Origin of the sequence: Rhodococcus sp. 14-2483-1-2 (genome assembly GCF_002259405.1) — a bacterium.
Lineage (GTDB): Bacteria > Actinomycetota > Actinomycetes > Mycobacteriales > Mycobacteriaceae > Rhodococcoides.
Genome location: NZ_NPFW01000022.1, coordinates 277522 through 297641 on the forward strand (window position 1 = coordinate 277522; position 20120 = coordinate 297641).

19 protein-coding genes are annotated in these 20120 nt (G+C 65.8%); 6 read left to right on the forward strand and 13 right to left on the reverse strand.

Annotation, left to right across the window (positions count from 1 at the left end):
- Positions 1-4: 4 nt before the first annotated feature.
- Positions 5-1510 carry a glycine betaine/L-proline transporter ProP gene (gene proP / locus CH295_RS22285; RefSeq protein WP_052047490.1) on the reverse strand — a complete coding sequence of 502 codons (1506 nt, stop codon included), beginning with the start codon at positions 1508-1510 and terminating at the stop codon, positions 5-7.
- A 204-nt stretch (positions 1511-1714) separates the two neighbouring features.
- Here proP and CH295_RS22290 point away from each other — a divergent pair, with 204 nt between their 5' ends.
- Positions 1715-2185, forward strand: a complete 471-nt coding sequence (locus CH295_RS22290) for an OsmC family protein (RefSeq protein WP_037189339.1) — start codon at positions 1715-1717, stop codon at positions 2183-2185.
- Positions 2182-3258 carry a nucleoside hydrolase gene (locus tag CH295_RS22295; RefSeq protein WP_094742183.1) on the forward strand — a complete coding sequence of 359 codons (1077 nt, stop codon included), beginning with the start codon at positions 2182-2184 and terminating at the stop codon, positions 3256-3258. The genes CH295_RS22290 and CH295_RS22295 overlap by 4 nt, the downstream gene beginning before the upstream one ends.
- Here CH295_RS22295 and meaB read toward each other — a convergent pair.
- Genes meaB through mutA form a run of 3 tightly spaced genes read right to left on the reverse strand, consistent with a single transcriptional unit; the run spans position 3235 to position 8442 of the window.
- Positions 3235-4269, reverse strand: coding sequence for a methylmalonyl Co-A mutase-associated GTPase MeaB (meaB, locus tag CH295_RS22300; RefSeq protein WP_037189340.1), 1035 nt, complete (start codon positions 4267-4269; stop codon positions 3235-3237). The two genes, CH295_RS22295 and meaB, sit on opposite strands and share 24 nt — an antisense overlap.
- A 2-nt stretch (positions 4270-4271) precedes the next feature.
- Positions 4272-6542: a methylmalonyl-CoA mutase gene (gene scpA / locus CH295_RS22305; protein WP_037190034.1), complete on the reverse strand. Its 2271-nt coding sequence runs from the start codon at positions 6540-6542 to the stop codon at positions 4272-4274.
- Positions 6543-6558: 16 nt separating this feature from the next.
- Complete coding sequence (gene mutA, locus CH295_RS22310; protein WP_094741962.1) at positions 6559-8442, reverse strand: methylmalonyl-CoA mutase small subunit; 1884 nt, start codon at positions 8440-8442, stop codon at positions 6559-6561.
- A 170-nt stretch (positions 8443-8612) separates the two neighbouring features.
- Between mutA and CH295_RS22315 the strand changes: the two genes are divergently transcribed.
- Genes CH295_RS22315 through CH295_RS22325 form a run of 3 tightly spaced genes read left to right on the forward strand, consistent with a single transcriptional unit; the run spans position 8613 to position 10467 of the window.
- Positions 8613-9329, forward strand: coding sequence for a TVP38/TMEM64 family protein (locus tag CH295_RS22315; RefSeq protein WP_094741963.1), 717 nt, complete (start codon positions 8613-8615; stop codon positions 9327-9329).
- Positions 9330-9361: 32 nt separating this feature from the next.
- Positions 9362-9961, forward strand: a complete 600-nt coding sequence (locus CH295_RS22320) for a hypothetical protein (RefSeq protein ID WP_094634385.1) — start codon at positions 9362-9364, stop codon at positions 9959-9961.
- Entirely contained in the window at positions 9958-10467 is a 510-nt protein-coding gene (locus CH295_RS22325; RefSeq protein WP_094634384.1) for a hypothetical protein, read from the forward strand. Before CH295_RS22320 ends, CH295_RS22325 begins: the two co-directional genes overlap by 4 nt.
- A 12-nt stretch (positions 10468-10479) precedes the next feature.
- Here the strand turns inward: CH295_RS22325 and CH295_RS22330 are convergent, their stop codons facing one another.
- From CH295_RS22330 to CH295_RS22340, 3 genes are read right to left on the reverse strand one after another with little or no spacing between them, the layout of a single operon-like run.
- On the reverse strand, positions 10480-11664 hold the full coding sequence (locus tag CH295_RS22330) for an SPFH domain-containing protein (protein ID WP_094634383.1): 1185 nt from the start codon (positions 11662-11664) through the stop codon (positions 10480-10482).
- 3 nt (positions 11665-11667) lie between these two features.
- A complete protein-coding gene (locus tag CH295_RS22335; RefSeq protein ID WP_037190035.1) occupies positions 11668-12099 on the reverse strand; it encodes an NfeD family protein in 432 nt (143 codons plus the stop codon).
- A 47-nt stretch (positions 12100-12146) separates the two neighbouring features.
- Positions 12147-12965: a DUF3097 domain-containing protein gene (locus tag CH295_RS22340; protein ID WP_094634593.1), complete on the reverse strand. Its 819-nt coding sequence runs from the start codon at positions 12963-12965 to the stop codon at positions 12147-12149.
- A 76-nt stretch (positions 12966-13041) separates the two neighbouring features.
- Between CH295_RS22340 and CH295_RS22345 the strand changes: the two genes are divergently transcribed.
- Entirely contained in the window at positions 13042-13869 is an 828-nt protein-coding gene (locus tag CH295_RS22345; protein WP_170946022.1) for an Rv1486c family protein, read from the forward strand.
- 34 nt (positions 13870-13903) lie between these two features.
- Here the strand turns inward: CH295_RS22345 and CH295_RS22350 are convergent, their stop codons facing one another.
- The 6 genes from CH295_RS22350 to CH295_RS22375 form a co-directional block, all read right to left on the reverse strand.
- On the reverse strand, positions 13904-14983 hold the full coding sequence (locus tag CH295_RS22350) for a ferrochelatase (RefSeq protein WP_037190037.1): 1080 nt from the start codon (positions 14981-14983) through the stop codon (positions 13904-13906).
- Between the two features lie 103 nt (positions 14984-15086).
- Positions 15087-15911 (reverse strand): NADH-dependent enoyl-ACP reductase InhA, encoded by an 825-nt coding sequence (inhA, locus tag CH295_RS22355; protein ID WP_032377850.1) that lies wholly within the window; start codon positions 15909-15911, stop codon positions 15087-15089.
- A gap of 73 nt (positions 15912-15984) precedes the next feature.
- The gene (gene fabG1 / locus CH295_RS22360; protein ID WP_037189347.1) at positions 15985-16707 is read right to left on the reverse strand and encodes a 3-oxoacyl-ACP reductase FabG1; all 723 of its coding nucleotides are present in this window, start codon (positions 16705-16707) and stop codon (positions 15985-15987) included.
- 66 nt (positions 16708-16773) lie between these two features.
- Positions 16774-17766 (reverse strand): VWA domain-containing protein, encoded by a 993-nt coding sequence (locus CH295_RS22365; RefSeq protein WP_037189348.1) that lies wholly within the window; start codon positions 17764-17766, stop codon positions 16774-16776.
- The gene (locus CH295_RS22370; RefSeq protein ID WP_037189349.1) at positions 17763-18761 is read right to left on the reverse strand and encodes a DUF58 domain-containing protein; all 999 of its coding nucleotides are present in this window, start codon (positions 18759-18761) and stop codon (positions 17763-17765) included. The genes CH295_RS22365 and CH295_RS22370 overlap by 4 nt, the downstream gene beginning before the upstream one ends.
- Positions 18758-20023: an AAA family ATPase gene (locus CH295_RS22375; protein ID WP_371828434.1), complete on the reverse strand. Its 1266-nt coding sequence runs from the start codon at positions 20021-20023 to the stop codon at positions 18758-18760. Before CH295_RS22375 ends, CH295_RS22370 begins: the two co-directional genes overlap by 4 nt.
- Positions 20024-20120: the final 97 nt, after the last annotated feature.

The window sequence follows — 20120 nt, forward strand, 5'->3', positions numbered from 1 at the left end:
GCCGCTACGACCGCGCGGAGGCCGAGGAGACCTCGGAATAGAGCTCCTTGGCTTCCTCGGTCGAGTCGACCTGTGGCGGTGAGCCGTCCAGAGGCTGGGTGGCAGACTCACGCAGAAATCCGACGGCGACGAGGCCGACGAGACCGCTCACGACGAGGTAGTACGCAGGGATCATCGGGCTACCCGTTGCGCTGACCAACGCGGAGGTGACCAGTGGCGTCGTACCTCCGAAGATCGACACCGACAGGTTGAAGCCGATCGACAGCGCCGCGTAGCGAATCCGGGTCGGAAACAGGGCCGGTAGCGTCGATGCGCTCGGCGCCGCGAAACAGGCCAGAACGAGGCCAAGCAGCAAGCATGCGATCAACGGCCCCAGCCACCCGCTGCTACGCAGCAACAAGAAGCAGGGTACGGCGAGAACGATCTGCCCGACGGCACCGAAGACGAACACCGGTTTGCGTCCGATTCGGTCGGTGAGCCTGCCGACACCCACGATGACGCTCACCACGACGACCATCGCCGACAGGACGAGCAAGTCCGCACTGAGCTGACTGCGGCCGACGACCTCGGTGAAGTACGTGGGTAGGTACGACGTCACCATGTAATTGGTCACGTTGTACAGCAACACGATTCCCATGCAGATCAACAGCGCCCGCCAATGATCGGTGAAGATCTTTCCGATCGACCTCCGACCGCTCTCCTGCGCCTTGACCTTGTTGTCGTGTTCGTCGAGTTGTTTGCGGAACGCGGGCGTGTCTTCCAGCTTGAGTCGCAGGTACAGCCCGATCAGACCCATCGGGCCTGCGACGAAGAACGGTATGCGCCAACCCCATTCGACCATCGTGGCGTCGCCCAACACCGCGTTGAGGATCGTCACCAGGCCCGAGCCCATGGCGTAACCGACGAAGGTGCCGAAATCGAGCCAGCTACCGAGGAAGCCGCGCCGCTTGTCCGGTGAGTATTCGGCGATGAACGTGGTGGCACCGCCGTACTCGCCGCCGGTCGAGAATCCTTGGACCAATCGTGCGACTAGAAGAAGAATCGGTGCCCAGATACCGATGGTCGCGTAACTGGGGATGAGGCCGACGGCAAGCGTGCCGATCGCCATCATGATCATGGTGGCGGCCAACACCTTCTGCCGCCCGATTCGGTCCCCGAGCGGTCCGAAGAACAGACCTCCGAGCGGACGAACGACGAACGCTGCCGCGAACGTGGCGAACGTCGAGATGAGCTGCACTGCCGGTGTCGCGTCGGGGTAGAACACCTTGCCCAACGTCGCGGCCAGGTAGCCGTAGACGCCGAAGTCGAACCACTCCATCGTGTTGCCGAGAGCAGCTGCCGAGACGGCGCGCTTGAGCATCGGCTGATCGACGACAGTGATGCTCTCCTCCGAGAGCGCAGGCTTGGTGCGCATCCGTTTCGAGAACGCGTCGCGGCGAAGATGCTGGACGTGGCGGCGTCCCCACGTGGCCTGTTCTCGGCTGGGTTCGAGACTGGGCGCTGATGTCATTCGTTCAACGTTAGCCAGACAAACGATTCGTTTTCAAACGACCGCGGTGCAGATCGATGCACACACCTCGACGAATGCCCAGGTGAACGGGTGCAACGACGAATGTGCCACAGCACCTTGGCAATCGAGGCATTACGGTCAATGCGGACAGCTGCCTCCGCGGCGGATTGTCACCGGACGGGCGGGTACTGGCACGATGGACCCGTGCCGAACCACAACTACGGACTCACGCTGAACTGGACGGGCAACCGCGGCGCCGGTACCACCGGTGCCGCAGCCTACGACCGCGATCACATCGTCTCGGCACCAGGGAAACCCGACCTGCACGCGAGCTCCGATCCGAGCTTTCGCGGCAATCCCGAACGCTGGAATCCCGAGGAGATGCTCGTCGCCTCGCTGTCCAGTTGCCACATGCTGTGGTACCTCGGGCTCGCCGCTGCATCGGGAGTGGTCGTCACCGACTACACCGACTCCCCCACCGGAGTGATGACCGAGCAATCCGACGGTTCGGGTCAGTTCGTCGAGGTCACCCTGGCTCCGGTCGTGACCGTCGTGGACCCGTCGATGGTGCCGCGCGCCGAGAAACTGCACGCGTCCGCGTCGTCGAAGTGCTTCATCGCGCGATCGGTCAATTTCCCGGTGCGGCACACCCCGACGACGGAGGTGGCGTCGTGACCGTCCCCTTGATAGTCGACGTGGACACCGGAATCGACGATTCTCTCGCCTTGCTGTACCTGCTGGCCAGCGAGGATGCCGAGATCCTCGGCATCGCATCCACTGCGGGCAATGTGCCGGTGAACCAGGTTGCCGCGAACAATCTCGCCTGGCTCGACCTGTGCCGCGCGGGCGATGTCGAGGTCTCGCTCGGCGCACAGGTACCCCTCGTCGCACCGCTGATGACCACCGAGGACACCCACGGCCCGCAAGGTATCGGGTACGCGGAGCTTCCGACGTCGGCGCGGCCGCTGTCCGACCGGGACGCCACCACGATGTGGGTGGAGCTGGTTCGTTCGCGACCGGGCGAGATCACCGGGCTGGTCACCGGTCCGCTGACCAATCTCGCTCTCGCGATCCGTCGGGATCCCGAGCTACCTCGACTGCTGAAGCGACTGGTGTTGATGGGCGGCGCATTTCAGCACCAGGGCAACACGACACCGACCAGCGAATGGAACATTGCCGTCGACCCCGAGGCCGCCGCAGAAGTGTTCGCGGCCTTCTCCGGACTACCGCCGGAACGGCATCCCGTCGTCTGCGCGCTCGACATCACCGAGACCATCGAAATGACTCCCGAACACGTCGGTCGACTGGCCGCGCGGGCGGAAAGCCTTCCGGTGGAGTCGATCTCCACCGACGACGCACCGGGTGTTCGATCGATCGCGTCGAACCCGATCGTGCGGCACTTCTCCGACGCGGTGCGGTTCTACATGGAGTTCCATCGCGATCACGATCAGGGTTTCCTGGCGCACATGCACGATCCCTTCGCGGCGGCGGTGGCACTGCAACCGAACATCGCCGAGTATCGACATGCGACCGTCGACGTCGAACTCGTCGGAACCCTCACGCGGGGAACGACCGTCGCGGACTGGCGCGGCATGTGGGGCAAGGCCCCCAATGCGGCGATCGCCGTGCACACCGATCCCGAGGCATTCTTCGACCGACTGATCGAACGGGTCGGAGCGCTCGCCGCCCGGCTCTATCCCGCGGTCCCGGTCGCCGAGGCAGGTTCAGGAATCGAAGGCGTCGAGTAGCTCCTGGGCGGCCAGCGCGGCAGTCAGAGAACCGTCGCGTACCCGGGCTTCGACGTCGCCGCGGATGGCCTTGACGGAGGGATTCTGCGCCAGCCTTCGCAACAGTTGATCGTTGACCATCGTCCACGTCCAATCGACCTGCTGCTTGCGACGCTTCTCTGCGAATTCGCCTGCGTCACTGAGCACTTGCTGATGGCGCAGCACTGTGTCCCAGTACTCGTCGAGTCCGGTGCCCTCGATGGCACTCATCGTCAGCACCGGGGGCTTCCAGATCGCGTCGTGCGGATAGATCAGCCGCAGCGCGCCCGCCAATTCCCGCGCCGCGTTCTTCGCGTCGGTCGCATGCTTGCCGTCGGCCTTGTTGACAGCCACCAGATCGGCGAGTTCGAGAACGCCCTTCTTGATGCCCTGCAACTGATCTCCGGTGCGCGCAAGCGTCAGGAACGTGAAGCAATCGACCATGTTCGCGACCGTCACCTCGGACTGCCCGACGCCCACCGTCTCCACCAGAATGACGTCGAAGCCTGCCGCTTCGAGGAGCACGATCGTCTCCCTCGTCGCACGTGCGACCCCGCCCAGGGTTCCCGACGTCGGAGACGGCCGAATGTATGCGTTCTCCTGCACCGCGAGGCGCGACATCCGGGTCTTGTCACCCAGGATGGAACCACCGGTCCGCGTCGACGACGGATCGACGGCCAGCACGGCGACCCGGTGCCCCTTCTCGATCAACCGCATTCCGAGCGCGTCGATGAAGGTCGATTTGCCGACCCCCGGCACGCCGGTGATTCCCACGCGATGGGAACCACCCGCATCGGGCAGAACCCGAAGAAGCAACTGCTGAGCCAGGTCTCGATGATCCGATCGGGTGGACTCGACCAGGGTGATGGCACGCGCCAGCCCGGATCTCTCGTTCGCTCGGACCGCGTCGGCCACCGCATCGATGTCGATGGTTCGGCCTCTCGGCGACGCTGCTCCGGTCGGGGAACTCGTGTTGTCGTTCGGAGAACCCATACTCAGGCGTTGGCCTCGCGTGGTGCGTGCCCGAGCGCAACGGACAGCTTCTCCACCAGGCCGATCGCTGCGTCGGCGATGACGGTGCCCGGAGGGAAGATCGCCGCGGCACCCGCCGCGTAGAGCTCGTCGAAATCGCCGGGCGGAATGACGCCACCGACGACGATCATGATGTCCTCGCGGCCGACGTCGGCCAAGGCCTGTCGTAGGGCGGGCACCAGCGTCAGATGGCCTGCTGCCAGCGACGACACTCCGACGACGTGAACGTCGTTGTCGGCGGCCTGGCGGGCCACCTCCTCGGGGGTCTGGAACAGCGGGCCGACGTCCACGTCGAAGCCGATGTCCGCGAACGCCGTGGCGATGACCTTCTGACCACGGTCGTGCCCGTCCTGACCCATCTTGCACACCAGGACGCGAGGCCGACGGCCCTCGTCCTCGGCGAACTGCTCGACCAGCGCGGTGGCGCGGGTGATGTTCTCGGATTTGCCTGCCTCGTCGCGGTACACACCACTGATTGTCCGGATTTCGGCCTGATGGCGCCCGTAGACCTTCTCGAGCGCGTCGGAGATCTCGCCGACGGTGGCCATCTTGCGTGCCGCGTCGATGGCGAGTGCGAGCAGATTGTTCTCCATCCCCGGCTGATCCGACGCCGCAGCTCTGGTCAGATTCGCCAGGGCGGCCTCGACCTCTGCGGTGTCCCGCTCGGCCCGCAGCCGCTCGAGCTTCTCGATCTGCTCACGCCGAACCTTGGAGTTCTCGACCTTGAGCACCTCGATGGTGTCGGGCTCGTCGGGCACGTACTTGTTGACGCCCACCAGGGGCTGACGGCCGGAGTCGATGCGCGCCTGGGTGCGGGCCGCGGCCTCCTCGATGCGCAGCTTGGGGATGCCCTCGCCGATGGCCTGAGCCATTCCGCCCGCTTCCTCGACCTCGGCGATGTGTGCCCGGGCCCGATTCGCGAGCTGATGGGTGAGCCACTCGACGTAGTGCGAGCCGCCCCACGGATCGATCGGGCGAACGGTGTTGGACTCCTGAGCGATGAGCAGCTGGGTGTTGCGGGCGATCCGCGCCGAGAAGTCCGTCGGTAGGGCGAGTGCCTCGTCGAGGGCGTTGGTGTGCAGCGACTGGGTGTGACCCTGGGTTGCCGCCATCGCCTCCACACAGGTGCGGGCGACGTTGTTGAACACGTCCTGTGCCGTCAACGACCAACCCGACGTCTGCGAATGAGTGCGCAGCGAACGGGATTTGGCGCTCTTGGGCTCGAACTGCTGGACGAGCTCGGCCCACAGCAGACGCCCGGCCCGCAGCTTGGCGACCTCCATGAAGAAGTTCATTCCGATGGCCCAGAAGAACGACAGTCGCGGCGCGAAGGTATCGATGTCCATGCCCGCATCCAGACCGGCCCGGATGTACTCGACACCGTCCGCGAGGGTGTAGGCGAGTTCGAGATCGGCTGTGGCACCGGCCTCTTGGATGTGGTAGCCGGAGATGGAGATCGAGTTGTACTTGGGCATCTTCTCGCTGGTGTACGCGAAGATGTCCGAGATGATGCGCATCGACGGCTTCGGCGGATAGATGTAGGTGTTGCGCACCATGAACTCTTTGAGAATGTCGTTCTGAATGGTGCCGGCGAGCTTCTCCGGCCCGACGCCCTGCTCCTCGGCGGCCGCGACGTACAGCGCCAGGATCGGCAGCACCGCACCGTTCATCGTCATCGAGACCGAGACGCTACCGAGGTCGATGCCGTCGAACAGTTGCCGCATGTCGTAGATGGAATCGATGGCGACTCCGGCCATTCCGACGTCGCCCTGCACCCGCGGGTGATCGGAGTCGTAGCCGCGGTGGGTGGCCAGGTCGAACGCAACCGACAGACCCTTCTGGCCGGCCGCCAGGTTACGGCGATAGAACGCGTTGGACTCGGCCGCGGTGGAGAAGCCGGCGTACTGGCGGATCGTCCACGGCTGGTTGACGTACATCGTCGGGTACGGCCCGCGGAGAAACGGCGGGGCACCCGGGTAGCTGTGCAACGGGTAGCCCTCGGCCTCGGCGGCTGCGCGGTCGGCCTCGGTGAACACCGGCTTGACGTCGATACCCTCGGGGGTGGACCACACCACCTGCTCGGGTGTGTAGAAGTTGGCCTTCGCGCCCTGCTGCACATGGGCGGTGACGTCCTCGGTCGACGGCGGCGGCGGAGTCGGCTCGTCGGGATCGACCAGTGGCACCTCGGCGAAACTTCCGATGGTGTGCGAGATTCGGCGCTCGTCGTTGTTCATGTCAGGCTCGCTCATCTCAGGCTCCCAGGGTGTCGAGAAGTTCGGTCAGCACTGCGACGGCGTCGACCTTCGCGGTCAGGAATCCATCGGGACGTGTGGTGCCCTCGATGCCGGCGAAGATCTTCTCGGGGCCGGCGAGCAGCACCTGCGTGACGCCTGCGGCCCGCAGTGCATCCACGGCAGTGGCTGCCTCGTCGGCGTATCTCTTGTCGGTTCCGCACACCACCGCTGTGTGAGCTCCGGACGTCTCGACCGATCCGGCGATTCCGTCGACGGTCAGGGGGCCGGGATTGACGGCCTCGATTCCGCCCGACGCCAACAGATTCGACGCGAACGTCGTTCGGACGTTGTGTTCGGCGACGCTGCCCAGCGGTACCAGGAGGACGGTGGGGCGCGCATCGTGCTCGGCCAGAAAAACATCGGAACGGTCCCGGAGGGACTCGAACGCCCGGCCGTAGCGATACACGGTGGCCGAGCCCTGCTGTTCGGTCTGCTGGGGAGTCAGTGGTGCCTCGGCCAGATTGGGAAATTCGTTGACACCGGTCAGCGGAGTCACTCGGTGGGCGATGTCGGAATCTCGTTCGGCGCGAGTCTTCTCGATCGCAGCCACGAGCGAACCGTCGTCGACGGCGGCTCGGAATCCACCCGACGCTTCGACGGTCTGGAAGAACTCCCAGGCCTTCGCGGCGACCGCTGCCGTCAGTTCTTCGATGTACCAGGACCCGGCACCCGGATCCAGAACGCGGCCGAGATGCGCTTCTTCGAGCAGGAGCAGCTGGGTGTTTCGGGCGATGCGGGCCGCGAACGTCTTCGACACCCCGGCTGCGCCGCCGTCGAGTGCCGCATCGAACGGGAGCACGGTCACCGAATCGGCACCGCCGACTCCCGCTCCGAACGAGGCGAGCGTGGTCCGCAGCATGTTCACCCACGGATCCCGCTGCGACATCATCGCTTCCGAGGTCACCGCATGCTGAGGAGCGTCGCCGGCGTCCGGCGCTCCGCACACCTGCGCGATGCGCGCCCACAGCGTGCGAGCGGCCCGGAACTTGGCGATGGTCTGGAACTGATCGTCGGTGGCGGCCAATCGAAACTCGATCTGGCGCAGAGCATCCGAGATGCCGATACCGGCATCGGTCATGGACCGCACGTACTCGAGACCTGCGGCGATCGCCGCACCGAGCTCCTGTGCATCGCCGCCACCGAGGTTGTGGAACACGGTGCCGTCGACCGTGATCGTACGAACCGTCTCGGCACGACCGATCGACTCGCGAGCCAACTCGAGTGCCTCGGCCATCTCTATCGACTCGGTTCCGCCCAATCCGGCTGTGAGAGTGGACACGCCGAGCCGGATGTCCACTGCGGCGCGCTCGTCGACCTCGGCCGAATCGAGCACCCCGAACACCGCGGCTGCCGCTGCGCGAACATCCCCGCGCGCATCGAGCGTCAGCGGGGCGAGCTCGAGGAACACACCACTCAGAACCTCGGGCAGAGCAGTCGGATCGACACCTCCGGTGCCTACCGTCAACCACAGGGCACTGGTGCCGTTGGAGAGCGAATCGAGTATCTGAGTGTTGAGTGTGGAGGCGTCGTCGGCGCCGTCACCGCGGATCGAACCGTGGCGGGTGCACACCTTCCAGCCCGCGTTGACGTCGCGGTGCGGGTCACGTCCCCGCAGGTAGGGGAATCGGCCGGGTAGCGGACCTTCCGGTCGCTCGTCGAATGCGGTGTAGAGCGGGGACACGGTGATCCCGTCGTACGTCGTGGAATCGAGTAGACGTTCGGCGTCGGCGGGCAGATCGGCCACCTCGACCCGACGAGATTTGGCCAGAACACCGGCCACTGCCTTCTGCCAGGCCGCATGAGCGCTGCGTGCGGCATCTTCGTGCGACGCGATGGACACGTGTGCTGCTCCCTCGGTTCGGCGGGTAGTACTGAGCCCGACTTGAAGTGATGCTAACCCCACCGCATAGCAGGTTATCGTGAGGATCACCTCACGTTCGGTCGTGCCGCTCCCCTCTCGAACTCGCCTAAACCCCGAGGTGTCGTCTCGCGCCGGTACGCTGGTCTCTCGTGACCCGGCACCTGCGTGACGTTCGACTGATCGCGCTGCTGGCGGTTGTTGCCGTCTTCGCTCTCGTGGCGGTGTTCGCTCCCCATCCGAGTGTCGAACAGATTCGTGATTGGGGCGTCTCCGTCGGCCCGGCGTTCCCGCTCGTGTTCTTCGCCGTGCACGCGATCGTGACCGTCGCGCCCGTCCCGAGAACCCTGTTCACGCTCAGTGCAGGAGCTCTGTTCGGGCCCCTGACCGGTCTGGCGGTCACCATCGGCGCGTCGACGGTCAGCGCGATTCTGGCGTTGCTGTTGGTCCGCGCGATCGGCCGCGACGCCGTGGCAGCGCGGATGTCCCATTCGGTCCTGGATTCGGTGGACGAGAGTTTGCGGCGACGAGGCTGGCTGGCCGTCGGCTCTCTGCGCCTGATTGCGCCGGTGCCGTTCTCGGTGGTGAACTACGCGTGTGGTGTGTCGGCGGTCCGGCCCGTCCCGTTCGCGCTGGCGACGGCCGTCGGGATGCTGCCGGGCACTCTCGGAATCGTCGTGATCGGCGGAGCGATCGGAGGCGAGACGCATCCGGCGCTGCTGGTGTTGTCTGCGGTCTGTATCGCGATCGGTTTGAGTGGGCTGGTCGTGGATTGGCGTCTCTCGCGCGGTTCGCGGTCCGTGCCTGCACCCGTCGGCGGTCGACAGGTCGGGAACCTTGATTCGGACGAATCAAGCCTTGAAGCTTGACTTGATTACATCAACGATCTAGCCTTGTCCAGATGTTCGTACTGACCGTGGACCAGCGACGCAGTAGACGCGACATCGATCGCGTGCCCGAATTGCTCGATCACTATCGCGACCACGAACTGATCCGGCCCTTCGAGCGCACCGCAGGGGACGAAGTGCAAGCAGTGTGCGAGGACGCCGCCACTGTCGTCTCGATCGCCCTCGAACTGGTCTCGACCCCGCACTGGAGCGTCGGCGTCGGCGTCGGCTCCGTCGAACTCCCGCTCCCCGAGACGACGCGCGCCGGCCGCGGACCGGCGTTCGAGGCAGCCCGAGACGCCGTGACCAGAGCCAAGAACGCCCCGGCCGCACTCGCCGTCAGCGGACCCGACGCCGCTGCCGCCGAGGATGCGGAAACCGCATCGACGTTGGTTGCGCTGCTCGTCATCAGACGCTCGGACCAGGGCCGAGAAGCGGTCGAACTCATGGCACGAGGGTTGTCGCAGACCGACGCGGCCGAACGATTGAAGATCAGCAAACAAGCCATGTCGCAGCGACTCTCGGTAGCCGGCTGGCACGTCGAGAACGCGGGCCGCACCCTGGCGACTCGATTGCTCGACGCCGCGAACACGACGGGAACCCATCGGCCATGATCGTCGCAACCCTGGTGCTACTCGCGCTGGCCGCAGTTGCCGCCACAGTCCCCGCCGGGACCGGAATTCGCCGATGGTTGCCGACCGTGGCCGCGTCGAGTCTGCTCGCGGCAGCGGCAGTCCTGGCCACGGTGGCCGGACCGGCCTACGGTCTCGGCCATGCCATCGGAGTCGTCCTGAGCGTCGCCGCTGCCGCCCTCGGTGGAACAGCAGTGGTACCCACAGTGTTTCGTGTCGCACGACGACAGAACGACTCGACCGGAGAAAATCCGGTCGAGCCGCTTCGTGGTGGACTGACCATCGGCATCCTCGAACGCGTGGCCGTCGCCGTGTCGATCCTCGCCGGCTGGCCGGAAGGGATCGCCATCGTGCTGGCAGTCAAGGGACTCGCGCGCTATCCCGAACTGCGCGAATCCCATGCCTCCGAACAATTCATCATCGGCACCTTCGCCAGCGTGCTGTGGGCCCTCGCCGCTGCCGGCGTCGGAACCGCCTTGATCAGCTGACCGAGGCAGACCTCAGCGCTGTTCCGGCTCCGCCTCCGGCGACGCCGCCAAGGCACCGACGTCGAAACCCTTCGACAGTTCGGGCGACGCAGCCAACGAGGTGTCTACCGGCTTGCGTGCCACTGCTTCTGCAGCCTTGACCGCCTCGGCGACCGCCGGATCGGTCTTGGTCTCGAACCATTCGGCCACCTCGTCCGAGTCGTCCTCGGGCTTGGGCTCGTTGCCGGCCGACTCGTTGGGCTCGTAGCGGAACACACCGTCCTCGCCGGGCGCACCGAGCGTCTTGGCGAAGCCCTTGAGCGCATCGCCGAAATCGCTCGGAATCATCCACACCTTGTTCGCATCGCCCTGCGCCATCTGCGGCAGCGTCTGCATGTACTGGTACGCCAGCAACTCGGGCGTCGGCTTGCCGGCCTTGATGGCACCGAACACCTTCTCGATGGCCTTGGCCTGGCCCTGAGCTTCGAGATACTTCGCAGCTCGATCACCCTGTGCCCGCAGGATGCGCGACTGCCGCTCACCCTCGGCGGTGAGAATGGATGCCTGCTTGCCACCCTCGGCTGCAAGAATTCGACTCTGCTTGTCGCCCTCGGCCGTCTTGATCGCCGATTCACGATGACCTTCGGCGGTGAGGATGGTCGCTCGCTTCTCGCGATCGGCCTTCATCTGCTTCTCCATCGATTCCTGGATCGAGGGCGGCGGATCGATGCTCTTGAGCTCCACTCGGGCCACTCGCAGGCCCCAGCGGCCGGTTGCCTCGTCCAGCACGACGCGAAGTTGACCGTTGATCGAATCACGCGACGTCAGAGTCTCTTCCAGCGTCATTCCGCCGACGACGTTACGCAGCGTGGTGGTGGTCAACTGCTCGACGCCGACGATGTAGTTGTTGATCTCGTACACGGCCGACTGCGGGTTCGTCACCTGGAAGTACACGACGGTGTCGATCGACACGGTCAGGTTGTCCTTGGTGATCACCGGCTGAGGGGGGAACGACACGACCCGCTCACGCAGGTCGACCTTCGCACGGATGCGATCGACGAACGGAACGAGAAACGTGAGCTGCCCGGACACGGTACGGGTGTAACGGCCCAGCCGTTCGATCACGGCGGCCTCGGCTTGCGGGACGATCGAGATGGACTTGGCCATCAACACCGCGACGAACGCGACGATGACAGCCAGTGCGATGAGTGCTTCCACTGGCTACGGTCCCTTCCATACGACGGCGGTTGCGCCGTCTATTTCCATCACGGTCACGGTGGTGCCAGGGGCATAGACTTCGGTCTCGTCGAGTGGACGAGCGGTCCACACCTCACCACCGAGCTTGATCTGGCCTTCGTGGGCAGTGACCTGTTCGAGAACGACCGCACTCTTGCCGGTGAGTGCGGCCATACCCATCGGAGTATCGGGCGGAGTCGCGAAGCGTCGCAACAGAATCGGGCGCAACCCGAGAACCAGTGCCAACGACAGAACACCGAAGACGATCGCATCGGCCCACACCGGAAAATCTGTCAGAGCAGAGACCCCAGCAGTGCCGAGCGCGCCGCCGGCGATCATCAGAAGAAAGAAGTCGCCCGTCAGTGCCTCGGCACCGGCGAGAACCACTGCCGCTATGAGCCAAATGATCGCTGCCACAGCCTCCATCCAATCACGAATCGGACATCCGGCGGTGGATCAGCTGCTCAGGATGGCTGCTCGGTCACGAAGTCGACCAATTGTTCGACAGCGCCGATCAACGGTGCCTCGAGATCCCGGAAGCTCGACACCGACGAATACACCCGACGCCATCCCTCTCGCGGACTCCCCCACCCCAGCTCTCGGCAGATCCCGGTCTTCCAATCCTCGCCCCGCGGAATCTTCGGCCAGGCATCGATACCGACAGCAGCGGGCTTGACCGCCTCCCAGACGTCGATGAACGGATGACCGGTGACCAGAACGTGCTCGCCCAGCGACCTCGTCAACTTCGACTCCTTGGACCCGGACACCAAATGGTCCACCAGCACTCCGACGCGACGGCCGGGGCCAGGACCGAAATCCGCCAACCGTTCCCCCAGATTGTCCAGACCCTCGAGATGCTCGACGACCACGCCCTCCACCCGAAGATCGTGTCCCCACACACTTTCCACCAGGGCCGCGTCGTGCACGCCCTCGACCCAGATGCGGCTGGCACGGGCGGTGCGCGCGCGCAGTCCCTCGACTTTGGTCGAGCCGGACGCAGAACGCGTCGGTGCCGCCGCTGCCGCCGCAGGCTTGGGCCGAACCAGGGTGACCCGACGTCCGTCGATCAGGAACGCTGCCTCGCGCAGGGCGAACAGCCGCGTCGTGCGGGCACCGTCCTCGAGCCGGACGAAATCTCCGTCGTAGGTGCGCTCGAAGCCGACCACCGCACCGCAGTACCCGGTACCGGCGTCTTCGACCACCAGTCCCCGCTCGGCCGACACCTCCGGTGCCGGAACCTTCCGCATGCGACTGTGCCCTTTGAGAATGTCTCCGCCGTACATGTCGTTCACGGCGACCAACGCTAGCGACACCGGCGTCCCGAGCACGGTTCGCCACGCCGACCTATGCTCGTGAGTCGTGTGTTCCTCCAGTACGAGTCTCGCCCTGTGGGCCGGTTCCTGGCTGGCCGGTGCCAGCTCGCCCGACGATGTCATCGACGCCATGTCCGAGTGGGCACCGATGCATCTCGTGGGTGCGGGCGATGCGGACGCGGCCACCGATTTCGGGCTGCAGTACCCCGGCTACGCCGATGGGATCGCAGGCTTGCTGCACGCGATCCGAGCGGCTGCCACTGCGTCGACGCCCGCGGCCGGGGACGATCGGGTCAAGCTCGTTCTGCCCGCTCCCGGCGCGGTGAGCGGCCTCCCTGCGAACACGGACTTCTCACGAGCTGCTCTCGGCACCGGTCAGGCGGTGGTGATCGGGACCTCGGGTAACGCCGGCATCGGTGTGGTGCCCGTCGTGGAGGGACCGGATGTGTTGCGTTGGACCGTGTATTCGATCGTCGTCCCCGAGCACGGTCGTCGGGATCAGGGCCTGGGTGAGGCCGAGTACGAGATGCGTGAAGCCGTGCGCGGCGCGGCGGACGCGCTCGCGCAGATGCAGTCGCTACCCACCCGAACCCTCGACACCGATCCGCGCACCCGTATCGCCGCACTGATCGCCGACGCGGCACGGCATCGCTACCCGGCCGACATGTCCGACAGAGCGTTCCGCGTCCTCGAATCGGCTGATCGGGTCGCCGCGATTCTGACGGTCGCAGCGGGATCGGCTCCGTCGGAGGCACCGACCGCGTCGGCAGCCGCAGCACGTGAAGAGCTCGTTCGACCGCTGTGGGCTGCGGTGCGTACCGCGCGCACCATCGCGGTCGCGACGAGCATCGAAGCGGCGATGCATTCCGCCTGACACCCCTCGGCAGCGGGGTGTCAGGCGGATACGTTCACGACGTGGCAGCGGCGGGCCTGGACGGCCGGGTGGGCTGCTCACAGCACCCGACAGCGCAGCGACTGCCGTCCAGCGTCGAACCGTAGCCGGGCACACTGCCGAGGCCGCGGCATCGACCACCGACTCGGTATTCGTCCACGAGCTCGCGAATCATTCGCGGGAAACGCGCGTCGGATCCGGGCGTGCCCGCGCGAGCGAAGGCCATACCGAGTTCGCCGGCCTTCTCCTCCGCCTCGGTGTCGAGATCCCACACGACCTCGAGGTGGTCGGACACGAATCCGATCGGACACACGATCACGGCGTCGACGGACTTCTCCGACAGCGCTTCGAGGTGATCGCAGATGTCGGGGTCGAGCCACGGCACCTGCGGGGGTCCGGAGCGGGACTGCCACACCAGGTCGTAGTCGTCGACGCCCGACGCGGCCGCGACGAGCCTCGAGGCCTCGGCCACCTGACGGCTGTAGAGATGACCGCCGTCCTCGGGCGGGCCGGCGTTGGCGTCGGCGGCCGAGGGAATGGAGTGCGCAGTGAACACCAGACGCGCACCGGCGCGGTGCTGCTCGGGTAGCGAGGCTCGCGCCGTTGCCACGGCGTCGCTGAACGCGTCGACCATCAGCGGGTGGTCGTAGTACTGCCGAATCTTGAGCAGATGGGGCGCATCGTCGCCGACGGCGGCGCGGGCCCGAGCGATGTCCTCGTGGTACTGCCTGCATCCGGAGTATCCGCCCCACGCGGAGGTGGGAAACACGAGGGCGTTCGTGATTCCGTCGGACTTCATGGTCGCGACGGTGTCCTCGATCATCGGGTGCCAGTTGCGGTTTCCGAAATAGATCGGCAGATCCACTCCGGCGGAATCGAATTCGACGCGGAGTGCGTCGATGATGTCTCGGTTGAGCCGGTTGATGGGAGAGACTCCCCCGAAATGCATGTAGTGCTCGACGACGGCATCGAGCCGCTCGGGAGGCACCCCGCGTCCGCGAGTGACGTTCTCCAGGAACGGGCGTACGTCGGCGGGCTGTTCCGGCCCGCCGAACGAGAGCACCAACAATGCGTCGAAGTCTCCAGGGGTGGTCATGTTTCCATTGTGCCCCCGTCGCAGACCGGCCCCGGCGGGGGTCCGATCGGCGAACGAAACCTCTCGGTGAGCGAAACCACGTGCGGTTCCGCCCACCGCGGCATCACATGTTCTCGGGCAGGTACGTGTTGTGGCTGGCTCCGCCGTCGACGTACACGATGGATCCGGTGGTGCCGGGCAGCCAATCCGAGAGCAACGCAACGATGGACTTCGCGACGACGGTCGGGTCGTTGACGTCCCAACCGATGGGAGCGGCACCGTCCCAGTACACGTTCAGCTGGTCCATCTTGGCGGCATCACCGGTCGCGGTACCCGCAATCGCCTTGGCGGCAAGAGTTCTGATCGGCCCTGCTGCAACAAGATTGGAGCGGATGCGCTTGGCGGCGCCCACTTCCCTGGCGACGTAGCGGTTGACCGATTCGAGTGCAGCCTTGGCCACACCCATCCAGTTGTAGTACGGCATCGAGGTGCGGGGGTCGAAGTCCATTCCGACGATGGAGCCGCCCTCGTTCATGACCGGGAGCACGGCGCGCGCGAGCGATGCGTAGCTCCACGCGGAGATCTCGAATGCTCTCGCGGCATCGGGGCCGGGGCCGTCGAGGAACGGCTTGGCGTCCGGTCCCATCAGGGTGCGGGGTGCGAACGCGATGGAGTGCAGAACTCCGTCGATGCCCTCGGGGGCCACTTCTCGCACTCGGTCCGCCAGGGCGGCGAGGTGCTCCTCGTTGGTGGCGTCGAGCTCGATCGCCGGGGGCACCTCCTTGGGCAGACGCTGCGCGATGCGGTCGATGAGCCGGAGCCGATCGAAGCCGGTGATGATCACCTTGGCGCCCTGCTCCTGCGCCATCGCTGCGGCGTGGAACGCGATCGAGGCGTCGGTGATGATGCCGGTGATGAGAATGGTCTTGCCTTCGAGCAATCCGCCCATAGTGCTGTATTCCTTGCTTTCGGAGATGAAATCGGTGACATCCAACTTGAAAAGTATTGTGCGAGAGCGACTCTCAGTGGCCCATGCCCATGCCGCCGTCGACGGGGATCACGGCACCGGACACGTAGGAGGAGTCGGGGCCCGCCAGGAAGCTCACCACTGCCGCGACGTCCTCGGGCTGACCCAGACGCTGAAGCGGAATGAATTCCTTGGCCTTGCCGCGCAAGTCGTCCGAGAGTTCTGCGGTCATGTCGGTTTCGATGAACCCCGGGGACACGACGTTCGCCGTGATGGACCGCGAACCCAGTTCCCTCGTGATCGACCGAGCCATGCCGATGACTCCCGCCTTGGACGCCGCGTAGTTGATCTGCCCCGGTCCGCCGGCCATGGCCACGACCGAACTCAGGAAGATCATCCGGCCCCAGCGCGCGCGCAGCATGGCGCGGTTGGCGCGCTTGGCGACGCGGAAGGCTCCGGTGAGGTTCGCGTCGATGACACGCTGGAACTGGTCCTCGGTCATGCGCATCAGAAGCGTGTCGTCGGTGATACCGGCGTTGGCCACGAGCACCTCGACCGGTCCCTGCTTCTCCTCGACCTCCTTGAAGGCCGCGTCGACCGAGGCGGAGTCGGTGACGTCGCAGACGACTCCGAACAGACCGTCGGGCGCTCCCGATCCGCGGTGGGTGACGGCCACCTTGTGTCCGTCGGCGTGGAGCCGCTGGGCAATGGCAAGACCGATTCCCCGGTTACCTCCGGTGACGAGTACCGATCGCGCGATGAAGTCAGGTGTGGACATGCCTAGCAACCTATCTGTTCGTCCTGGAATGACAAAGCGAAACTTACTGGTGAGTAATAACAGCGATCACGGCAATCGTTGCCGCATCACCAATGCCGAACCCAAGCCCGACGAGATGAACAGGACCCCGAGAATCAACCAGGGACGCGACGCGTCTCCGCGAGTGATCTCGAAACCGATCTGCTCCTCCAGGGTGTCGTACACGTCTCGGAGATCCTCGAGCGACGACGCGGTGAAGAAGCTGCCACCGGAAAGAGCCGCGATCTCACGCAGGGACGGATCGTCGACGGGTACCGGCACCCGTTCGACCCCGGCCTCGTCCTCGATTTCGACCGAGCCGTAGCTGGTACCGAACGAGATCGTGGAAATCGGCACGCCTTTGTCCTTGGCTGCCCGCGCTGCGGTGTACCCGCCGCGTGGGTCGTCGAGGTTCTGCGGAACGGTCTGCTTACCGTCCGAGAGCAGCACGATGCGCGCCGGAGGTGCCGCGTCGCCGCCGCCGAGTATCGCTCCGAGAGTGTCGATCGACTGGAGCGAGGTGAAGATCGCCTCGCCGGTGGCCGTTCGCTCGCTGAGCTGCAACTTGTCGATGGCGGACTTGGTGGCTTCACGGTTGGCCGTGGGCGAGACCAGAACCGACGCCGTACCGGCGAACGCGACCAATCCGAGATTGATACCGGGCGTCAGACCGTCTGCGAAGGATTTTGCTGCTTCCTGCGCGGCTGCCAACCGAGTCGGCTCGACGTCGGTGGCCTCCATGGACAGCGACACGTCGATCACGAGCATGACGGTCGCCCGGTTCCGCGGCACGCGCTCGTCCGCCGTCGGGCCTGCCAGTGCGACTGTGAGGAACAGCAAACCGACCAGCACCAGTGCGGTGGGCAGATGACGTAACCGGTTCGGCCGATCGGGCGCGACGGACTCGAGCAGTTCCATGTTGGAGAACCGCAGTACGTGCTTCTGCTTGCGCCGCTGAATCCAGACGTAGCCGACCGTCAGCGCGATGACGACGACGAGGAATCCGAGCCACCACGGCGACGCGAAATCGGTCAGGCTCATCGCGAACCCGCCCGAGCGGTGTTGGTGAAGCCTGACCCGATGGTGTGCCTGCGTGCGGTCACGAACCGTACGACGTCGGCGATCCAGTCACCGTCGGTGCGGAGCGTCAATCGAGGTGCACCGCACCGCCGCAGCGCCTTCTCCACATCGTCGCGGTGCGCAGCTGCTGCGCGCGCGAAATCTGCACGCAACCGCGGCGTCGTACTGAATTCGCGAGTGCGGCCGGATTCCGGGTCGTGGAGAACGACGTCACCGACGTCGGGCAGTTCCAGATCACGTGGGTCGAGTACCTCGACGGCCAGCACGTCGTGCCGAGCGGAGATGGCACGAAGGGAGCGCTCCCAATCGATCGGCCCGAGAAAGTCGCTGATCACCACAGCCATCCCGCGGCGGCGTTCGGGCCGTCGTAGCGCTTCGATGGCAGCACGCAGGTCACCGCGCACACCGTCGGCCGCGGACGGCGTCGTGGCTATCGCCCGGAGCATCGATTGAGTGTGCACGCGGCCGCCCCGTGCCGGAATGCGGTTGGTGTCGGCACCGGTGGCAACCACCGCGCCGATCCGATTGCCGCCACCGCCGGACAGATGAGTGATGGCAGCCGAGGCCGCGACCGCAAGATCCCGCTTCTCGCACCCGGTGGTGCCGAAGTCGAGGCTGGCCGACAAGTCGACCACGAGCCAGGTCTCCAGCTCGCGGTCGGCCACGGATTGCCGCACGTGCGGATGCGTCGTACGCGCGGTGACCGACCAATCCATCTGACGGACATCGTCGCCCGGCTGGTACTCCCTGGCGTCACCCGGCTCGGATCCCGGTCCGGGAATCAACCCGAGATGGTCGCCGTGCAGAACCCCGTCCAGCCGTCGACGCACCGTCAGCTCCAGAGTCCGCAGTGCTGCGGCCAACTTCGGATCGCGCAGCTCACCCGAGCGGAACGACGGTGGCCGGGCTACGACGGCTCTGCCTGCGGTCGCGGGCGCGGTGTCGGATCCGCTCACTGCCCCGGCGTACCGATCGACGATCCGTCACCCGACGGCTTCTGCAACGACGGCGCCTGCTGGCCGTACTGACCGCCCTGCGGAGGCTGCTGAGATCCTGGCTGCTGCGACTGCGGCGGCTGTCCCTGTCCGGGAAACTGGCCCGGAGCGGGGAACTGGCCGGGGGCCGGGAACTGCCCCTGTGCCGGGTAGGGACCCTGCGGCTGACGTCCGTCGAAGTGCGGGCCGTCCGGACCGGCTCCGTTGCTCTGCGGAACAGGTACCGCCTGCGGCGACACCTGCGGCAACCCGACGGTCTGCAGTACCCGAGAGATGACCGTCTCGGGGGTCACCTCGTCGGCCAGAGCGTCGTAGGACAGCACGAGACGGTGCCGGAGCACGTCGGGAATGACCTCGAGTACGTCCTGGGGAACGACGTAGTCGCGACCGCGGAGCAGAGCCAGTGCGCGCGAGGCCGCGATGATGCCGAGCGTCGCACGCGGCGATGCACCGTAGGCGATCCAGCTGCCCACATCGTCCATACCGAACTGCTCGGGGGTTCGGGTAGCCGCGATGACCCGCACCACGTAGTCGACGAGCGCGTGGTGCACGAACACCGAGCTGGCCAGATTCTGCAGGCGAACCAACTCGACCGGGTCCAGGATCTGCTTGGGCTCGGGAGCCTTGATGCCCATGCGGTAGACGATCTCGCGTTCTTCCTCGACCGTCGGGTAGTCGACGACGATCTTGAACAGAAATCTGTCTCGCTGAGCTTCGGGAAGGGGGTACACGCCTTCGTTCTCGATGGGGTTCTGCGTTGCCATCACCAGGAACGGATCGGGCATCGGGAACGTCTTGCCACCGATGGTCACGTGTCGTTCCGCCATGACCTCCAGCAGTGCCGACTGCACCTTGGCCGGCGCTCGGTTGATCTCGTCGGCCAACACGAAGTTGGCCACGACGGGTCCGAGTTCGGTGTCGAACTCCTCACGGCCCTGACGGTAGATGCGGGTGCCGACGAGGTCGGTGGGAACCAGGTCGGGGGTGAACTGAACACGCGAGAACGAGCCGCCCACCACACGTGCGAAAGTCTCGACGGCAAGGGTCTTGGCGACGCCGGGTACGCCCTCGAGCAACACATGTCCGCGGGCAAGCAACCCCACCAGAATGCGCTCGACGAGGCGATCCTGACCGACGATCACACGCTTGACCTCGTACACGGCCTTCTCGAGAAGCTGGACGTCCTCGGCCAGGGACGGACTGTCCACTCGCGTCGGCTCCACACCCGGTGGATTCGGAGTCGGAGACTCGACTCGCGTCGACCCCTCGTCGTTCGAAATCCGGCCGTCACGTGATGTCACCAAGAATTCACCGCTTTCA

Excerpts from the sequence above, each read along its gene's own strand:
- proP (WP_052047490.1), bottom strand. The coding sequence starts at position 1,510 with ATGACATCAGCGCCCAGTCTCGAACCCAGCCGAGAACAGGCCACGTGG.
- meaB (WP_037189340.1), bottom strand. The coding sequence starts at position 4,269 with ATGGGTTCTCCGAACGACAACACGAGTTCCCCGACCGGAGCAGCGTCG.
- CH295_RS22365 (WP_037189348.1), bottom strand. The coding sequence starts at position 17,766 with ATGAGCCTGACCGATTTCGCGTCGCCGTGGTGGCTCGGATTCCTCGTC.
- CH295_RS22320 (WP_094634385.1), top strand. The coding sequence starts at position 9,362 with ATGTTCGTACTGACCGTGGACCAGCGACGCAGTAGACGCGACATCGAT.
- inhA (WP_032377850.1), bottom strand. The coding sequence starts at position 15,911 with ATGGGCGGATTGCTCGAAGGCAAGACCATTCTCATCACCGGCATCATC.
- CH295_RS22325 (WP_094634384.1), top strand. The coding sequence starts at position 9,958 with ATGATCGTCGCAACCCTGGTGCTACTCGCGCTGGCCGCAGTTGCCGCC.
- scpA (WP_037190034.1), bottom strand. The coding sequence starts at position 6,542 with ATGAACAACGACGAGCGCCGAATCTCGCACACCATCGGAAGTTTCGCC.
- CH295_RS22340 (WP_094634593.1), bottom strand. The coding sequence starts at position 12,965 with ATGTACGGCGGAGACATTCTCAAAGGGCACAGTCGCATGCGGAAGGTT.
- CH295_RS22350 (WP_037190037.1), bottom strand. The coding sequence starts at position 14,983 with ATGACCACCCCTGGAGACTTCGACGCATTGTTGGTGCTCTCGTTCGGC.
- fabG1 (WP_037189347.1), bottom strand. The coding sequence starts at position 16,707 with ATGTCCACACCTGACTTCATCGCGCGATCGGTACTCGTCACCGGAGGT.